20 protein-coding genes are annotated in these 18,826 nt (G+C 36.5%); 16 read left to right on the top strand and 4 right to left on the bottom strand.

Features of this window, described 5'->3' with window-relative positions:
• The 7 genes from KO529_RS14400 to KO529_RS14370 all read left to right on the top strand — a co-directional run.
• On the top strand, positions 1-359 hold a 359-nt coding region (locus KO529_RS14400; RefSeq protein WP_215948556.1), incomplete at its 5' end, for a hypothetical protein.
• A 489-nt stretch (positions 360-848) separates the two neighbouring features.
• Entirely contained in the window at positions 849-1,373 is a 525-nt protein-coding gene (locus tag KO529_RS14395) for a hypothetical protein (RefSeq protein WP_215948555.1), read from the top strand.
• Between the two features lie 373 nt (positions 1,374-1,746).
• Positions 1,747-2,331: a c-type cytochrome gene (locus KO529_RS14390; RefSeq protein WP_215948554.1), complete on the top strand. Its 585-nt coding sequence runs from the start codon at positions 1,747-1,749 to the stop codon at positions 2,329-2,331.
• A gap of 157 nt (positions 2,332-2,488) precedes the next feature.
• Positions 2,489-2,977 carry a hypothetical protein gene (locus tag KO529_RS14385; RefSeq protein ID WP_215948553.1) on the top strand — a complete coding sequence of 163 codons (489 nt, stop codon included), beginning with the start codon at positions 2,489-2,491 and terminating at the stop codon, positions 2,975-2,977.
• Positions 2,978-2,995: 18 nt separating this feature from the next.
• Complete coding sequence (locus KO529_RS14380) at positions 2,996-3,610, top strand: hypothetical protein (RefSeq protein WP_215948552.1); 615 nt, start codon at positions 2,996-2,998, stop codon at positions 3,608-3,610.
• A gap of 244 nt (positions 3,611-3,854) precedes the next feature.
• A complete protein-coding gene (locus KO529_RS14375) occupies positions 3,855-4,421 on the top strand; it encodes a cysteine hydrolase family protein (protein WP_215948551.1) in 567 nt (188 codons plus the stop codon).
• Positions 4,422-4,563: 142 nt separating this feature from the next.
• Positions 4,564-5,712 (top strand): MFS transporter, encoded by a 1,149-nt coding sequence (locus KO529_RS14370; protein ID WP_215948550.1) that lies wholly within the window; start codon positions 4,564-4,566, stop codon positions 5,710-5,712.
• Between the two features lie 90 nt (positions 5,713-5,802).
• Here KO529_RS14370 and KO529_RS14365 read toward each other — a convergent pair whose 3' ends face one another.
• Positions 5,803-6,699 carry a helix-turn-helix domain-containing protein gene (locus KO529_RS14365; protein WP_215948549.1) on the bottom strand — a complete coding sequence of 299 codons (897 nt, stop codon included), beginning with the start codon at positions 6,697-6,699 and terminating at the stop codon, positions 5,803-5,805.
• 305 nt (positions 6,700-7,004) lie between these two features.
• Complete coding sequence (locus tag KO529_RS14360; RefSeq protein ID WP_215948548.1) at positions 7,005-7,442, bottom strand: ester cyclase; 438 nt, start codon at positions 7,440-7,442, stop codon at positions 7,005-7,007.
• Positions 7,443-7,608: 166 nt separating this feature from the next.
• On the opposite strand from KO529_RS14360, the gene KO529_RS14355 reads away from it, so the two are divergent.
• The 3 genes from KO529_RS14355 (at position 7,609) to KO529_RS14345 (ending at position 10,116) form a co-directional block, all read left to right on the top strand.
• Positions 7,609-8,499, top strand: coding sequence for a LysR family transcriptional regulator (locus tag KO529_RS14355; protein WP_215948547.1), 891 nt, complete (start codon positions 7,609-7,611; stop codon positions 8,497-8,499).
• A gap of 187 nt (positions 8,500-8,686) precedes the next feature.
• Positions 8,687-9,583 carry a PhzF family phenazine biosynthesis protein gene (locus tag KO529_RS14350; RefSeq protein WP_215948546.1) on the top strand — a complete coding sequence of 299 codons (897 nt, stop codon included), beginning with the start codon at positions 8,687-8,689 and terminating at the stop codon, positions 9,581-9,583.
• Between the two features lie 74 nt (positions 9,584-9,657).
• The gene (locus tag KO529_RS14345) at positions 9,658-10,116 is read left to right on the top strand and encodes a GNAT family N-acetyltransferase (RefSeq protein ID WP_215948545.1); all 459 of its coding nucleotides are present in this window, start codon (positions 9,658-9,660) and stop codon (positions 10,114-10,116) included.
• Between the two features lie 138 nt (positions 10,117-10,254).
• Here KO529_RS14345 and KO529_RS14340 read toward each other — a convergent pair whose 3' ends face one another.
• Complete coding sequence (locus tag KO529_RS14340) at positions 10,255-11,586, bottom strand: amidohydrolase family protein (protein ID WP_215948544.1); 1,332 nt, start codon at positions 11,584-11,586, stop codon at positions 10,255-10,257.
• 134 nt (positions 11,587-11,720) lie between these two features.
• Here KO529_RS14340 and KO529_RS14335 point away from each other — a divergent pair, with 134 nt between their 5' ends.
• The 5 genes from KO529_RS14335 to KO529_RS14315 all read left to right on the top strand — a co-directional run bounded on the left by KO529_RS14335 (position 11,721) and on the right by KO529_RS14315 (position 15,814).
• Positions 11,721-12,317, top strand: coding sequence for a TetR/AcrR family transcriptional regulator (locus KO529_RS14335; RefSeq protein ID WP_215948543.1), 597 nt, complete (start codon positions 11,721-11,723; stop codon positions 12,315-12,317).
• Between the two features lie 107 nt (positions 12,318-12,424).
• On the top strand, positions 12,425-12,922 hold the full coding sequence (locus tag KO529_RS14330; protein ID WP_215948542.1) for a PaaI family thioesterase: 498 nt from the start codon (positions 12,425-12,427) through the stop codon (positions 12,920-12,922).
• Positions 12,906-13,370: a RidA family protein gene (locus KO529_RS14325; RefSeq protein WP_215948541.1), complete on the top strand. Its 465-nt coding sequence runs from the start codon at positions 12,906-12,908 to the stop codon at positions 13,368-13,370. Before KO529_RS14330 ends, KO529_RS14325 begins: the two co-directional genes overlap by 17 nt.
• A gap of 217 nt (positions 13,371-13,587) precedes the next feature.
• A complete protein-coding gene (gene lpdA / locus KO529_RS14320) occupies positions 13,588-14,991 on the top strand; it encodes a dihydrolipoyl dehydrogenase (protein WP_215948540.1) in 1,404 nt (467 codons plus the stop codon).
• 265 nt (positions 14,992-15,256) lie between these two features.
• Positions 15,257-15,814 carry a GrpB family protein gene (locus tag KO529_RS14315; RefSeq protein WP_215948539.1) on the top strand — a complete coding sequence of 186 codons (558 nt, stop codon included), beginning with the start codon at positions 15,257-15,259 and terminating at the stop codon, positions 15,812-15,814.
• Positions 15,815-15,861: 47 nt separating this feature from the next.
• Here KO529_RS14315 and KO529_RS14310 read toward each other — a convergent pair whose 3' ends face one another.
• Positions 15,862-16,323 (bottom strand): Lrp/AsnC family transcriptional regulator, encoded by a 462-nt coding sequence (locus KO529_RS14310; protein ID WP_215948538.1) that lies wholly within the window; start codon positions 16,321-16,323, stop codon positions 15,862-15,864.
• 156 nt (positions 16,324-16,479) lie between these two features.
• Between KO529_RS14310 and metE the strand changes: the two genes are divergently transcribed.
• A complete protein-coding gene (gene metE, locus KO529_RS14305; RefSeq protein WP_215948537.1) occupies positions 16,480-18,786 on the top strand; it encodes a 5-methyltetrahydropteroyltriglutamate--homocysteine S-methyltransferase in 2,307 nt (768 codons plus the stop codon).
• Positions 18,787-18,826 lie beyond the last annotated feature (40 nt).

The raw sequence follows: 18,826 nt of genomic DNA, 5'->3' as shown, positions 1-18,826 counted from the left end.
CAATAATTGTTCTTGATCCTTTTGTTTCCTTCCGCCTCTTCGAAGTAAACTTCGGAGGCTACAGGAAACAAAAAACCCATAACTTTCGTTATGGGTTTCCTTTTGCGGAGAAAGAGGAACTGCAACTCATTATCTTAAATATTGATTATCAATCATTTATAAATTTTATTTTAGCAATTACTCACCGAATTACGCACCTAATAAATTCTATATATAATTCACCAAGATTCATTTGCAATCGGTTGCTAGTACAGGTCGTTTCACTAAGTCATAAGAATGTTCTTGCGTTTGGAGTGTCCCTTTTTTTTGATATTCCAAAGCCCTTTTCGCTTCATCCAATGGGAAAGTTTTATCAATGATTATAGTTACCTTTTATTGCTCTACTAATGAAACTATTTTTTCCAACTGAGTAGAATTGGATGTAAATAGAAACTTTGATGCGGTTACATCATATTTTCCCAATAAATCATCTGGAATTGGTGTTGATAATGAAGCAATACCGACGTATTTACCTCCTTTTTTCAATACTCCAAAAGACTTTTCTGCAGCTTCACTCTATCAATAACGCAATCTATTATTTCTGAAGCCTCTGAAAAATATGTCGTTTGATAATCTATTACCATATCTACTCCTAAAGCTAATAACAATAATTCAGTTTTTTGGAAGATAAAGCAGTTATACAAGATAAAACACCCTAACGGATAAAGAACGCCAGAAAAAATTCAGTAGGAGTATCCTCTTTATTTTTAATTCAATCAAATTAGCAATTTTCAATAACTACATACAATTCTTTCCCTATTCCTTTGCGGAAAAAATAAACCATTATGAATTGTATAAAGTTAAAATCTATGATTAGGTTACATAAAGCGAAAGTTGTTTTATGGACATTTGGAATTACTTCTTTGGCATTATTTTCTACATCCTGTAGCAATGACGATGCTCCATCACAAGAGGAAAAGATCAATACAATGTTGAATGAAGTTCGAAAAATTACTTCAAGTATGCGGACAATTGAATCAGCGAAGAAGATGGGCTGGAATCATGCTCTTTCGGAATGTGTGGAACATCCGACCGAAGGAGGTATGGGGCACCACATTGGCAAAATGGAGTATATGGATGGCAGGCTTAATCACAAAGAGCCACAGGTCCTTCTATTTGCTTCAAATCCCATTAGTAAGGAATTGGAATTGGTGGCTGTGGAGTATATAGTTCCATTTAGCGAACTCCCGTCCACCGCAACGCCTCCGGAGTTATATTTCCAAAAGTTTCATAAAAATGAAGAATTAGAATTTTGGGCCTTACACGTATGGACTGACCTAGAAAATCCGAAAGGTACTTTCTATGATTGGAATCCCAAAGTAAGCTGTCCATAATATCTATATGAGTGATGTTTCCAAGTTTTTATTAATCCAATAGTTCGTTAGTTGTAGAACCCGGCAAAACATATATCTGTCGGGTTCTTTCTATTAATGCCTTATCTGCGAACCATTCAGATTTTGAAAACTGCTCATTAACAATATTACTCCAGATTGAAAATAGCAATTTTGAATAATGGTATGTGCAATTCCCATTATTTCTTTGCATAGATCTAAGCTGTGGACGAGTTCAAACCTAAAAAGAGCAACAGTAAAGTTTAGAACAAAAATCATATAACGAAGGATCATTTTCTCTTATAAAATGGATGCGAAAAATATCAAATCTATGTTATATGGAGCTTTGATCGAAAAAATAACTTAAAACAAAATAATGAAAAAATTTATTATCAATGGTTTAATCTTAACCATAGTCTTAAGTGCCTGCAAAGGTATCAACGAGACCGAAACTTCAAAAAATGAAAAGCAACATCAAGAATCTGTAAAAAGAGGAGAATACCTAGTTGGCATTATGGATTGTGCTGTGTGCCATACCCCCAAGGTGTTCACTCCCAATGGCCCTATTTTGGATGATAGTCGATTATTCTCCGGCTTTAATTCCAAAAATGAAATACCTCAATTGAGTACTGAAGAACTAGAGACTGCAAAAAAATGGGTGCTCTTTAGTGGTGATATGACTGCGGCCGTTGGTCCTTGGGGAATTTCGTATACCGCAAATATTTCATCGGACGAAACTGGAATTGGCAACTGGTCCTTTGACCAATTCAAAAGGGCTATTAGACAGGGTAAATACAAAGGATTGGAGAACGGGCGACCATTATTACCGCCTATGCCCTGGCAAGCCTATAAGGACCTAAAGGAAGAGGATCTTAGGGCGATATTTGACTATTTGAAAAGTACCAAGCCCATCGAAAATGTTGTTCCTCCTCCAACTTCACTGATTTCTGATTTTAAATAGGCTGTTTAATTACTCCGCCAATTGTTGCGGGTTTAGTGCAGTAGTTCAATGAGTTAAATATATGACAGCTTTGTAAAGACCTGAAATCCCATTTTCCGAAGGACCCGAGGCTGCATGAAATAATAGATAAGTGATTGTATAATCAAAATTTACTTTAATGAATATACCTAAAACATATATTAAGGTTAACAAAGTTGATAATCTAAGTAGTCAATGGTACAACTCTAAAAAACTACTAGTAACACGTCTTTCGGGAACAGTCACTTTGTTGGATGTATTAAGGTGGAAAGATTCACTTTATAAGGCACTACAAGAAATCCAGGATGATGACGTATTCAAAATATACGTTAATCTATATGGATTTAAGGCTCGAGATGTTGAAACACATAAAAAATTCAGGAATATAATACCCATCACCCTATCCAGGTATGGCTGGAGGGTAGGTTACTTGGATCTATTCGAGGAGGCAAAAGATTTGAAACTTTCGTGCACAAGGGGAATAAGGTGCCTAGGTGCTGCACATGTACATCAGGATAAATCAAAAATTAACAAGTATCAATTTTTTTTCGGGATAGATAATGAAGCCTATTTTCATAATCCTTCACTAGCCAGTAAATGGATAAATGAACTCGGTTTGAAACTATAAAATAACAAAGAAAATACCATGATAAAACTAAGAACAATACACAGTTTTTTTATTTGTATAAGCTTGTTGGCATGTGAAAACAATGAAGAAATATACAGTGGCCCGATAACGGATAATATACATTATAAGGTAGATGGCCGTAGTGTATGTTCCGGTAGCCCCGAGCAAATAGAATTGGATATCGACAATGATGGTAATCTTGATTTTTTGACCTTTACAGTCCTGCATGCGGATCAAGATGGTGATCACTTATATTTTGGCATCAAACCCATTGCAAATAATATGATTAAAAGTAGCCTTCCAAATGAGAACTATTATTTGGATATGGGGTTTATCCAATCTGAAGAATATCTCGATATAATCAATTGTGAACTAAAGAATGACCAAATTTGGACATCGGGAAGAAACACACTCGTCTTAAGACATACTGAAAGCGAATGCTCCATTCGGTATGAAGGGAGTTTGCAACATGAAACAGAGGAGATAGAAGCAATTAAACTCTCCAAGCTCGAGGCAACCAACTACGGTTGGCTTAGGTTTAAATTCGATAAGGACAGCGAGTGCATAACATTAATAGATTATGCATATAATCTTGATCGTGACGCTCCAATAAAGGCAGGACAAAAAGACTAATATTACTGACATCGAACATAATTGAAGGGCTGTAATTTATATCAAAATAAGCATGTTTAAAAAATTTAAGATTGTCTTAGCTCTTTTATTGTTCCTTAATTTATAGGTTTGGGAAACAATAAATAGACCTATCACCTTTGGAGGTTTTTAAAACTTATGATGTATTAATCACTATTAAATTGGATGATTCAACTGATTTAGAATATTAATATTAGTGGTTATCCTTTAAAAAAAGCTATAGACTATGAAACTTAGAGACAAAAGACCAGCATTGGTATTGGTAGATATTCAAAAGGCCTTTAAAAATGAAGCCTACTGGGGAGGAAATAGGAACAACAAAAATGCTGAAGCGGTATCAGGTATGATCTTGAATAATTGGAGAGCTCTAAAACTACCTGTTTTTCATATTAGACACAGCTCAACTAATCCGAAATCATTGCTGTATAATTTGAATGAAGGATTTGAATTTGATGATGAAGTAAAACCCAAGTCCATAGAACCAATTATTACAAAGAATGTAAATAGCGCATTTATCGGAACGGACTTGAAAAAACAATTGGACGACGAAAGCATTAATACTATTGTTATAATCGGGATTACAACCAACCATTGTGTTTCTACAACAACTCGCATGGCCGGTAATTATGGCTATGAAACTTATGTCATTTCAGACGCGACGGCCGCTTTCGATAGGGTTGGCATAAATGGTGAAAAGTATGATTCCGAAATAATTCATTTAACCGCTTTAGCAAACTTACATGGGGAATTTGCCACTGTTTGGACCAGTCATAGATTAATTAGTGAACTATAAGGCTGAATAAAATCTAAGAAATGGGAATATTGACTCCACTCCGATGGCTATTCATGCTCCTAGAAGTATTTTCATCTACTCATTGAAAATATCACCAATCAAATTTAGGTTCTAATAAAATACTTGATCTTTTTAATTAAAAATGAAAATCGCTTACTTGAAGACCAATAATCCCCATTTGTGGCTTTTGAGCATGTCGTCGCTTCTTTTTTCCGCCAGTTATAATATTTTACTCCCTGAACTACCTGTTTATCTCATTGGTATTGGTGGCGAGTCTTATTTGGGTTTCATTATTTTACTATTTACCATATCAGCCCTTTTGGCAAGACCGCTAAGTGGTAGGTTGTCCGACTCAAAAGGAGGTAAATTTACCATATATATTGGCCTATGCGTTACCTTATTGGTAAATCTGTTGTACCCTTGGGTGACTTTCATATCCGGATTTCTATTATTGCGTTTCCTACATGGGTTTTCCACAGGATTTGCCCCAACAGGTTACACGTTCTATGCGAAAGGTAATTTTAAAAATCGAGGTAAAGCAATCAGTATTCAATCGGCTTTCTATTCTGCGGGCATGGCCGTTGGACCCATGTTTAGTAGTTGGATCCATACAAAATATGGAATGGACTATGTATTCTATTCCGGGGCCTTTTTAGGGTTACTTGCATTTTTAATGATTTTACCTTTAAAAGAAGAAACTACCGAAGTTGTGCGTAACAATGACAAGCCAAACGTATGGATTGATATTCACATATGGAGGCAATCTTTGGTAATGTTCTGGGTATTTCTTGGGTTTGGAATTCTATTGGTTTCCTCTTCATTGCGCTCAATATCATTAGGTTTTCAAAACAACGGAATATTCTTTATTTTTTTCACCCTTAGCACGATACTTATACGTCTTATAATCAAAAACAGAATAGATGTGTTGCCATTAAAACAATTGTTGATCTATGGAACAATATTGCTCATTATTTCTTCAGGTTTGTTTTCCATTTGGAGTCACAAAATTGCCTTTATTCTAGCTTCTATGGTATATGGTGCAGCGATGGGTCTTTTTATACCAAGTCTGAATTTGTGGGTATTGAATGATAATGCAGGAGCTGATGGTAAAGCCTTGTCAACTCTTTATATATTTATGGAATTGGGTATAGGCTTGGGCTCACTGTTGATAGGTAAATTGATAATAGGTTTTCAATCCGCCTTTATGTTAGTCTTTCTGGTCTACGGTATTATATCCTTTGCCCTGCCAATATTTTTTAAAACTGAAGCCAGAAAGGTATTGCTTGATTAATAAAGTATCACTGCTAGTACCTTTGTTACTGTACAGGGTAATAATTATTCAGTCCCTTTAAGTGCAATAAAAAAGGTAACGGCCTCATTGCTATAATGCAGCAAGACTTTTTCGGCGTTCCAATGCCTCTTTATATAAAGCATAAACCGTATTTGGTTCGCTAACGCCTGTCAAAATAGCTATTTCATTAATATCAATATCTTTCTGTATTACCATTTGAAATATTTTATTTATACGAACATCCCTAATCATTTGATAGGGAGTTATTCCAAATGTTTGTTTAAAGACCCTAAGGAAATGAAACTTGGACATAAATACCTCCTTACTTAAATATTCAAGGTTCATTTCAGGGTAGTCATACTGACTATAAATTATATCCCTTGCTAGCGACATTCTCCTGAACAGCTCCTGTTTTGTACTATTCTTAGTCCCCTGAATATTATTAATTAATCTGTTATTTTCTGCATTTACACCTAGGGTATAATTTACCACATTAAATATGTACCTTTCACTGTCCGATTGATCGTAATCGTTCAGCAATCGTCCAAATGGCTCGGACTTAAGATGGATATGAGCTATTATATCGGGGCAATATTGGGACTCCAAACCGTTATTCAGTAATGTTTCTTGACTTAATGATAGTGCGGCCATGGCATCTTGATAGGATTGTATGCCAAGATGAAAATTTAAAACTTCAACAGGAGTGACATGTTCAATCAAATAGTCGAAAGTTTGGAACGGGCCCAATACTAAAAATGTGTCCTTGCTTATTTTCAATTCTTTATTGTTCAATTTAATATGTGCATTGCCTTGGCCATTAACGGATAGCACGGAAAAGGCACTTTCACCGATATTTGACAAATACCTATTCGCCTTTGTATGAATCGTAATGTCAGGCCAGGCGATATTATCCACAATTGGATCCAATACAAAGTTCCTCAACTTTTTCTTTACTTCTTGGCTTGGGAATCTATTTGAGACTATCATGGTATAATAGTTATGCCTGAAAAAATAAACTCTCGGATTATTTTTTCAGGCGTTTAATCAATCTTTCGTTTGATACAATGTTCAATAATATTACGTCCAACCATCCCGACCCAAGGAAAAGGTGAAAGGTTCTCACATTTCTTAAGTTGAAATAATCAGGTTTGGGTATAATAACTAAATAACCTAGAAATCCACTTAATACAAATATCCCTTTCCATGATTAAATCAAAGCTTTGATGTCTTGTCGTACTCTTTGGAATCTGTTTGATTTTGAATGTCCAGTGATGATGAATTCAAGGGTCGATCTAAACGAATTGATTTTTTGAATTTTCCTGTAATTGCTGATATAATTCATAAGCACTTCGCTCTACCCAGCATTCGGATAGTTTATTATCCCGGATTGTCCAAATGGCAATTCCAGTAAATGACACTAATTTGTTGTCAGGTTCAAGAGCAAATAGTCCATTATTCCTACCAGAACAAACCCAACGGGATACAACTTTGGTTTTTGACGGGTCGTGAAATAGATCTATACTTTCAGTCTTGGCATCCAACAATAGGCGTTGAAAACCTTTGACCCAATTTTTAAAATTCTCCCTGCCACTAATTAAACTTCCGGCGGTTGTAATCTTATAATCCTCGGTCATGAATCTATCTATTGCATCCAAATCATGTGGAGCATGCCAAACGCTTTCAAAAAATTGCGTCACTAAGTCTTGTGGTGTTTTAATGATTTTTTCCATGATATTAAAATTTTAAAATAATGACTTGACATTGGTCCCTCCAACTTCTGTCAAACAAAAATAATTAATGTTTTAGGCCAAAATTCTTTTTGAGATTGAAACCTCCTCAATAGAAGTTGAAATAATTTCAAATTCAACTATTGCTATATGTTTTATCTTTGTAGGTATGGAAATCAAGTACTTCAGACTCATAAGAACAATAGCGGAAGAAGGCAATATGGCCAACTCTTCAAGGCGGCTATTTTTAACACAATCCGCCTTAAGCCACCAGTTACGGGAGTTGGAGGAACGATTGGGATTCAAAGTATTTTACCGTAAACGGAATGTTTGGGAACTAACCGATGAAGGCCGCGAACTTCATGCCTTGGCAATAAAGGTTTTGGATGCAATAGAGGAAGGGTTTGAAAAAATAGATTATATAAAGAATGGTACTAAGGGCGCCATAAGAATAGGTACTGAGTGTTATTTCTTTTATCAGCGACTACTAACCTTTATAAAGAAGATGGATGTTCTATATCCGGAAATTGAAGTTAATATTATCCTGGATCCGGACAAGCATCCGCTAAAAAAAATATTGGAAAATGAGCTCGATATTGCCATAGTACATGAAAAGCCCAAAGAGGAAGTATTATTTTGTCAAGAGTTATTTGAAGACGAAATATTCGCTTTTGTACACAAGGACCATTTTTTTAATACCAAGACTTATGTAGCATTGGAAAAGTTCAGGGAGGCGCATCTAATAATACATTCGTACCCCTTGGAATCCGTTTTTATTTACCAACATTTATTAAAGCCAAACCATGTTGAACCGGAGCAAATTACGGCAATTCCATTAACTGAGGTTGCTTTGGAAATGGTAAATGCCAATATGGGCGTAATGTGCAAGCCTAAATGGGCATTGGAACCTTTTAAAGCCTATGAGGACATAGTTGCCAAACGTATAGGGCCATATGGGTTAAAACGCAGTCATTTCTTGACAGTTAGGAAGAGTGATAGGCAGAAAAAGTTCATCAACGATTTTATTTCCAATTTTGAAGAGGAATTCGGTAATGGTTGACCCTATTCCAATAAAGTACGGGAAATAAGGAAACAATAAAAGGAATCAAATTTAAATTTCCACAATGAGGATGCTGACTATACAGGTCAACTAATGAATTCAAGGAATAGTTGTTTTCGTCTTCATCCATTCATGTAAATCAATTATGTCATAATTCACAAAATTAAAAGGATCAATAAAAAAGACCATGAACAAACAGAACTTGATTAAAGTCCAAATTCTTAATGCATTTGTGGATAATAATAAAGGAGGGAATCCTGCCGGGGTCGTTTTTGATGCCGATGATCTATCCATCAAGGAGAAACAGGAAATCGCTGCCAAAATCGGTTATTCTGAAACCGCCTTCGTTTCCAAATCCAATATTGCAGATTACAAACTTGATTTCTTTTCCCCGAATAGGCAAATTGCCCATTGCGGTCATGCCACAGTTGCCACTTTTTCGTATTTAAGACAATTGAACTTGCTAAAGAAAAACAATGTTACCAAAGAGACTATTGATGGAATAAGAAAAATAAAATTAAAAGGAGAATTGGCCTACATGGAGCAATTGGCACCAAGATATATCGATGTACAAAAAAGGGAAAATATGATTTTGAAATCCTTGGGTATAAAAAAATCCGACCTTTGGAAGAATGCTCCCGTAACATTGGTAAATACGGGCAATTCATTCATTCTTATCCCGGTCAAAAATAAAAGTATACTAAGGAAACTAAAACCTGATATGGGATTAATCACGGAGATTAGCGATGAATTCGATCTAATTGGTCTATATCCCTTTACCCTTCTTAACGATAATAATGGCAAAGATGCCAGTACAAGAATGTTCGGGCCCAGATATAATATAATGGAAGAGGCAGGAACGGGTATGGCGGCCGGACCATTAGCCTGTTATCTATTTGATATTTTAAAGCTTAACAAAAACAGATTTTTTATCCAACAAGGAGAGTTTATGGAGGTACCATCTCCAAGTTTAATAATTGTAGAATTGGAAATCGACAATGGCAATATAAAAAGTCTAATGGCAGGGGGAAGGGGAGTGCTAAAAATGGAAAAGCATATTGTCTTGACAAGGAATACGGAATAGAACCAATAAAAATCCAGTTTACTCCACTTGGAATTTTATATCACTTTTTTTAGGTAAAATTAAAACCAAAAAATATGATAAACATACTTGACTACAAACCTGAATACAGACAATATTTTGAGGAATATAACATGGAATGGATTCAAAACTATTTTACCATTGAACCAACCGATCAATATGTCCTCGAAAATCCAGAAGAGGCAATCCTAATGAAAGGAGGTAAAATATTATTCGCTGAATATAATGGAAGTATTATCGGAGCAGTGGCACTGATGAAGATTAGTGATGACATCGTTGAGTTAACAAAAATGGCCGTGGGTAAGCAATGGCGAGGCCTAGGTGCCGGAAGACTAATATGTACTAGTGCCATTAGAGAAGCTAAGAATATGAAGTTTCACAAGATCATCCTTTATTCCAATACCCGTCTTGAGCGGGCAATAGATTTGTACAGGAAGTTGGGGTTTCATGAACTTCCCTTAGAGGAAGGTATTTATCAAAGAGCAAATATCAAAATGGGGATGGAATTAATTTAGCCAATATGGAACTAAAGGGCGTTCCCTTTTGCTTTGGGCTTCAAACAACCTTATATCCAAAAACTTACCATTTTCCCATAATACATATACTGAACGAAGGCCATAAATAGCAATTGTTACCTTAGTAAGGCATACCTTTTATTTATAGGCGTTTGCCACATCCTCCAACATTCCGTTCAATTGTTTCTTGTTGAACCATTTCCCACGGACAATTACACCGTTAATAGTTCTGGTATTGTTTATGTTATCCAGAGGGTTCTTGGCCAATAATACCATATTGGCATTTTTGCCGATCGAAATAGTACCTTCTGTAGAAATTGTATTTAGGTAACGTGCCGGAGCTACTGTGCTACTGAGCAAAACCTCATAAGGACTGATTCCGGCCTGCTGTAAAAGCTCCAATTCCCTATGGAGGGAAAAACCTACTACGACCATTCCATAGGTATCACTGCCTGAGATTAAATTTACACCATTATCGGATAATATTTTAACAAACTTCTTCATCCATGAGAATTGATCCTTGAAAAGATCTGGTGCTTTTATTCCGTTAAAAGTTTTATTTCTAAGTTTTCTATAATCATTTTTCTCGGTTAGAAAATTATCCCGTTGTTCATTAGCCACGTATAATGATAACGTATCCGTCTTATATTCCTCAAATTTCTGATCGTTCAAACAGTTATTGATAAATTCAAATACAGTCAAGGTGGTTCCCAAATAAATTCCACTTTGCTTTATTTGGCGGGCAACTGCCTGAAGACCCGAAACATTTTTCTCCATTAATGGCATTCCATCCATTTCATCATTTAGGTAAACAAACTCCTCAATATGTTCGATTGAATTCATTCTCAAGGAATATTCCAGAGGGAGATGTCGCTGTGCATGACCAATTACAGGTAATTTAAATTTTTGCGACTCCTGCAATAATTTCATGTAAATGGAATCCGTTAAATTATCCGCTATTTTTAAAAAATCAAAGCCTGTTTCTACATGCTGTCCTACCAATTCGGTAACGTCCAATTTAGTGCTAAGGTCCGATTTGGTCAGATAAGGACCAGTGGTAAAATAATTGGGAACAATAAGTTCACCGGATTTAGACCTATTTCTAATATCAATATGGTCTTGCCCTGAAAACTGAGCCATATTTCTAACGGTCGTGATCCCATTGGCAATGAAAAGCTTAAAGTCACTTACAATGTCATCACTTCGAAAATGATAATGCATTTCTGCCAATCCGGGGATAAGAAACTGTCCGGATCCATCAATGATCTCAAATCCCTCATTCTTCATTGGAACTGAAGCCTTTTCAATAGAGATTATCTTACCATCTTTGACCCATACCCTATGCTCCTGAAGTATGGTATCCTTGGACATGGGAATTACATTTACATTATCAATGCACAAGACTTCAGAATTTTGTCCCTTGGTATTTGAGCAAATGAGAAGGAGTACTGCAATAATATAGAACTTCATAGAATATAATATAAGTCAAATAATCAGTTCAAAATATGTGTTGGATATAAGTCTTAACAAAAATATAAAAAAAACCATCTTTTTATACACATAGGTATTATTTTAATACATTTGCTAAAAAAAGTACATATATAATGTCAAAAGCGGAAAGAACCAAGAGATATATTATTAGAAAATCCTCTGTACATTTTAATAAGAAGGGCTACGCTGGGACTTCCTTGAGGGATATCACTGAATTGACAGGATTGACCAAGGGTAGTATATATGGTAATTTTGAAAATAAGGAGGCAGTGGCCCAGGCAGTATACAGGTATAATGCAAAAAATATTGGAAATCAACTTTTAAGTGTTGTTCAAAATTGCAAGGGTGGAGCCAAGGAAAAAATTGTTGCCATATTGGATTACTATAGGGATAACTGGGAAGATTTCAGTAAGGCAGGTGGGTGCCCCTTGTTAAATGCGGCTACCGAGGTAGACGACACACTGCCTAAATTAGTAGTGGACGTAAGAAATTCGTTCAAGGGATTTACAAAAATGTTCGAAAACATTATATCGGAAGGAATGGAGGAAGAAGTATTTAAAGAACAATTGAACGTGGGGAAATTGGCTTCAACAATGGTCATACTGATCGAAGGAGGAGTCCTGCTGGCTAAGACCATGGACAACCGCGACTTTCTCGAAATAGCTTTTAACAGGATAGAAGGTATTATAGAAAATGAAATGAAAATGTAATATTTTTTTTAATTAAAAATATACCTAAGTGTATATTTTTGATGTAATTGTCAGATACATGTATATAATTTTATCAAATAATCAATAATATTTAATTAATAGAAGTTATGAGTAGGTTAGAATTATTAAAATCCTTCGTTGGTCAGGAGTTCAGGGTATCGCCATCACCACTAATGCGCTGGTTAAATCCCACTATCATTAGTGCCCAAAAAGGAAACCTTGTGTTCCAATATCAAGTAAGGCCAGAATGGTTAAACCCAATAGGAAACTTGCATGGTGGAATAACCGCTGCAATAATAGATGACATCTTGGGAGCGACAATGTTTTCACTTGATGAACCCTCTTTTTTTACGACAATAAACAATGTTATAGATTATTTTTCCGTAGCAAAACCTGATCAAATCATAATCGCGGAAACATTTATTGTTAAACTAGGCAAACAATTTGTCAATGCCGAATGTAATATATGGAACAATGAAAGAACCAGGCTCATTGCCAAGGGAAAATCAAACTTTTTTAAAACTGAAACCAACGATGGGACAATCCCACATATCCAGATGGATATGAACGTAAATCAAAATATCAATAATGGCATCAACAATTAAAGAAAGGGTAGAGCAGGCCGGATTGACCTTGCCAACTCCCCCGGTTCCCGGTGGAAATTATTCCCCTTTAACAATTAGGGGAGGTATTGGATATGTGGCAATACAGTTTCCAATCAAGGATGGCGTTTTCTACTATCAGGGCAAACTTGGAAATGAGCTATCAACCAATGACGGATACTTGGCCATGCAAATTTGCGCACTTAATGTCTTGGCCATAATCAATGAACACGTTGCATATGATAAATTGGAAGGCATAAACCACATCTATGCTTACTACAGGAGTGCCAAAGACTGGGACGACGCTCCATTGGTTGTAAATGGGGCCTCAGACTTGTTCAATAAGGTCTTGCAGGATAAGGGAGTGCACAGTAGGTCCTTGTTAGGAATCAAAAGTTTACCTAAGAGTTTTGGTGTTGGACTGACAGCTACATTTACAATTTTAAAATAACAAACGGATAACGGTTAATAGGACCGGGCGCTAAACGATCAATGCTAAAAGAAGCAATAAGTATTGTATCTGATGCTTTATAGCAAGTCCAATCCTTTAAGGGCGAAAATCAAAATTGGCCGGTTCAGCTATATCCATACCAACATCCGCTTTTAAAAGATTGGAGTATACTCATTCAGAATCAGTAAAAAATAGAGAATTAATAATTATTCAATCAATGGAAAATACATTCGATACAATCGTCATAGGATCTGGACCCGGCGGCTATGTTGCTGCCATTAGATCTGCGCAATTGGGAAAGAAAGTTGCGCTAATTGAAAAATACCCTGTATTGGGAGGAACATGTACCAATGTCGGTTGCATCCCGTCAAAAGCATTGCTGGATAGCTCCGAACACTACCATGATGCCACCACGAAGTTCAATGAGTTTGGAATAGAAATTACGGACATCACACTTAATTTCCCAAAGTTTATCCAAAGAAAAAATGAAGTTGTCCAATCCAACAACAGGGGCCTTGAGTACTTGATGAAAAAAAATAAGATAGTTGTATTCGAAGGTGTCGCTTCATTTATTTCTAAAAATCAAATTAGATTAAAAAAAGATCAGGGAGAAGAAATATTGGTATTTCACAACGCTATTATTGCCACAGGTTCCAAGCCAGCCTCTATTAAAAATATTGCACTGGACAAGGACCGGATTATAAGTTCAACAGAAGCGTTGTCATTTAGGGTACAGCCCAAATCCATGATTATTATCGGTGGCGGGGCAATAGGGGTAGAGCTGGCTTCAGTTTATGCTCGAATCGGTACCGAAATAACGATAATAGAATATGAGGATTCCCTTTTGCCCAATATGGACAAGGACCTTGGAAAGGCTTTATTTAGAAAGTTTAAAAAAGATAACATTCAAGTCTACCTGGGGGCGAAAGTCATCAGTGTTCAAAACCTGGAAAATAGAACACTTGTAAAATTCATAAACGCACATGGACAGGAAGAAGAAAAAATATCCGACTATACCATGCTTGCGGTAGGACGCATACCTTATACCAAAAATTTGGGATTAAAAAAAATTGGCATTCAAACCGATAATAAAGGCTTTGTTTTGACCAATGAGAAGCTTCAGACCAACATCCCAAACATTTATGCTATCGGTGATGTAATAGGAGGGGCTATGTTAGCACATAAGGCAGAAGAAGAAGGAACATTCGTTGCAGAAACCATTGATGGTCAAAAACCCTTCTTGGACCATAATTCCATCCCTAATGTAGTTTATACTTGGCCCGAAATTGCCTCAGTGGGTTTGACAGAACAAGAGCTGACAAAAAAGAATATTGATTTCAAAACATCGAAAATTCCCATTGCCGCGTTTGGCCGTGCACGCGCTGCTGGTGAAAAAGACGGTTTCGTTAAGGTTTTGGCGCATCCAAAATATGGTGAAATATTAGGTGTTCATATTTTTGGTCCGAGAGCAGCTGATATCATCAGTTTGGGTGTAACTGCTTTGGTTTATGAAATTACAGATCTTGATATGACCAATATTCCCTATCCACATCCTAGTTATACCGAGGCCATAAAAGAAGCCTTTCTGGAAGTTTCTGGTAAAGGGACTATAAACCTTTGAGTTCAGCAGTTTAATGTATTCTGGATTAGATGTAATAATAAATGAACATTTCTCGCCAACAACTGAATTATCAAATTGAAAATTGTTCAATAAGACCCGATCCATCTATAGTCCGGTAGGGCATTAAAATCGTAATGTACTATCAGGAGTTCAAGTCCATTGAATTAAAGGGAAACCAATTTAATTTCAAGACGGCAATCTACACCATTACACAATATATTAATGCACCAAAGGAAATTTTAGAAAACAAAAATCACAATTTAAAATGAAGATAGAAATTAGGGCACATTCCGACAACTGGAAAAGGGAGTTTGAGGAAGAACGCTTGGTTTTACAAGATATTTTTCAGGATGAAATTAGAGTAATTGAGCACATAGGAAGTACCTCCGTTCCCCAATTAAGGGCAAAACCTGTTATCGACATTTTTCTAGCCGTATCCAATTTACGTGGTATGTCGTATTACAAGAACAAGCTCAAAAAGTTTAATTACAGATATTCCCGAACAGATATGGCCAACAGGCATTTATTCTCCAAATATACGGCAGAGGAAGTTTGGACCCATAATTTACATATATTACCTTATGACGAGAATTTTTATTTAAGAAACGAATTATTATTTCGGGATTATTTAAGAAATAATCCCGAATATGTCTTCAAATATTCAGTGCTAAAAGAACAATTGGCCATAATAAATTACCAGACAATTGAAGATTACACAAAGTTGAAGTCGCAGTTCATCCAATCGGTAGTCGACAGGGCACTAATTGAAAAAGGAATACAGAAGCGAGTACCATTATTGGACCCAATTAATCGGTCCACTTAAACCATACTTCATCCTTTGCGAAGCAGTCAAGATTTTTAAATTAATTATTATATGGGAACCGCATAAGTATTCTTTATATCACCCATAACAAAAGTACTATGGGCACTGCCAATATTCTTTATACTGCCAAGATGGTTCAATACAAAATCCTGATAGTGCTTCATATCCTTGACCATCACCTTTAGCAAGAAATCATAATCCCCCGAAACATTATAACACTCGGTAACCTCCTTGATAGCTACAATATCCTTTACGAATTTGTTGCCAATTTCCCTGGTGTGCTGTTTAAGGGTAATATTGCAAAATACCGTAAGACCTTTATCCAGCTTCTCGGCATCAAGAACCGCTACATACTTTTTTATATAGCCATTTTTCTCCAATCGCTTGATCCTCTCGAAAACTGGTGTAGTCGACAAATTCACCTTATTGGCCAAATCCTTAGTGGTCAGGTTGGAATTGTTTTGTAATAATTTTAGAATCTGTATATCGATCTTGTCCAAGTCACTCATAGAATATTTTTCTTTTATTTAATCTTCACTTGTATCTGTTAGAATTATATTCTAATCAATAAGTATAACACAGTGTAAAATTTCAAATATGGTCATAAATATAGAATATTAAAACAAAAATATAAGCTTTGCCGAGAATTATGAAATCTAAATAAAATGAAGACAAACCTTTTAGGCTTTCCAAGAATAGGGGCCAACAGAGAATTAAAAAAGTCCTTGGAAAAATATTGGAACGGAGGTATTAATGTACAGGAATTAATACAGGCCGGTACAATCATCCGTGAGGAAAACTGGAGAACTATGCAATTGTCCGGTACAGATTTAATTCCTTCCAATGATTTTTCCTTTTACGACCAAGTATTGGATGCCACTATGACCTATGGCTGTATTCCTGAGAGATATTCAGAGATCAAAAAAGACAAATCGGATCTGGATCTTTACTTTGCCATGGCTAGGGGCTTTCAAAAAGATGGATACGACGTTACGGCTATGGAAATGACCAAGTGGTTCGATACCAACTATCATTACATTGTTCCGGAGTTCCAAAAGAATCAACAGTTCCACCTAAATTCCACCAAAGTAATCACTGAATACAAGGAGGCCCTTTCCCTAGGCATATGGACCAAACCCGTGCTGATTTCACCGTTTACCTATTTATATCTTGGAAAAGAAAAAGAAGAAGGGTTCCACCGTTTGGACCTGTTGGAATCTTTATTGCCTGTATTTTATGAACTGTTGGAGCAATTATACTCTGCAGGAGCAGAATACATTCAACTGGATGAGCCATGTTTAGCTTTAAACCTAAAAGACAAAGAGCGCAATAAGCTAAACGACCTTTATAATTCCATTGCATTAAAATTTCCTCACTTAAAAATAATTCTGACCAACTACTTTGACTGCTATGGCGACAATTTAGAAACTGCGCTGCAACTTCCGGTGCATGCATTGCACTTGGATCTAGTGAGATGTCCATTACAATTGGATGACATTTTGGAGTCGACATTGTACACTGGAAAACAGATACTTTCCTTAGGGGTAGTGGATGGCAGAAATATTTGGAGAAACAACTTTGATGCCTCCCTTAAATTGATAGACAAGGCCCAACAATGTTTGGGCAAGGACAAGGTTTGGATTGCCAGTTCCTGTTCATTTTTGCATACACCATACGATCTGGCCCAAGAAAACAATGAAGAGAGTCTGCCAAAAATAGTTAAACAATGGATGGCCTTCTCAAAGCAAAAGCTTAGGGAATTGGCAGTCCTAAGCCAATTGGCATCTGATATTCCAACGGAGGAAGCTGCCATTGAACTGGTCAAGAACAGACTCCTTTTTATAGAAAAAAAGAACTCAGAATTGGTTCATCACGCGCCGACCAAACAAAGAGTCGGATCATTGACGGATGCATGGAGCAAGCGCAACAACAACTTTAGTATCCGCCAAAAAAAGCAAAAACAGGATTTAAATCTTCCAATATTTCCCACAACCACCATTGGATCATTTCCACAGACACAAGAGGTTAGAAGTTGGCGCAGTAGACTCAAAAGAAATGAGATAACCCAAAAGGAGTATGATGACTTTATAAAAAGGGAAACCGAAAATACGATCCGTTTTCAGGAAGATATAGGATTGGACGTGCTGGTTCACGGCGAATTCGAAAGAAATGACATGGTAGAGTATTTTGGGGAGAGACTTAAGGGATTTGCGTTTTCGGCTAAAGGATGGGTACAAAGTTATGGTAGTCGATGTGTAAAACCACCCATAATATATGGGGATGTGCATAGGGAAGTACCAATGACAGTCGAGTGGACCTCTTACGCCCAATCCTTGACAAATCAGCCCGTAAAGGGCATGCTCACTGGTCCTGTGACCATATTGCAATGGTCCTTTGTAAGGGATGACCAACCCAGGTACACAACCTGTAAACAAATAGCTTTGGCCATTAGGGATGAAGTCATGGATCTGGAAAAAGCAGGAATAAAGATCATACAAATTGATGAACCGGCTATAAGGGAAGGGCTCCCCCTAAGACAAGAGTATTGGAACTCCTATTTAGATTGGGCCGTAGAATGTTTCCGGGTGGCTTCAAGTGGAGTAAAGGATAGTACACAGATCCACACCCATATGTGCTATTCCGAGTTTAATGATATAATACAAAACATTGCGGATATGGATGCGGATGTAATTACCATAGAAACCTCTAGATCCGAAATGGAATTACTGGACGCCTTTGTCCAATTCAAATATCCCAATGAAATCGGACCTGGGGTATATGATATCCATTCATCCAGAGTACCGGACATGAAGGAAATGGAACAATTATTGAAAAAGGCTGCTAAGCTTTTACCAATAGATAATTTATGGGTCAATCCGGATTGTGGCTTAAAGACAAGGGACTGGCCAGAAACAAAACTGGCCTTGGTCAGCATGGTGCAGGTGGCGAAGAAAATGCGGGTCGAGTACTAGACCGATTATTTCATATTAATTTGGAATCTAATATAAGGGA

Origin of the sequence: Arenibacter algicola, from assembly GCF_018860365.1 — a bacterium.
GTDB classification, from domain to species: domain Bacteria; phylum Bacteroidota; class Bacteroidia; order Flavobacteriales; family Flavobacteriaceae; genus Arenibacter; species Arenibacter algicola_B.
This window is presented reverse-complemented; position numbering and strand designations above follow the sequence as displayed.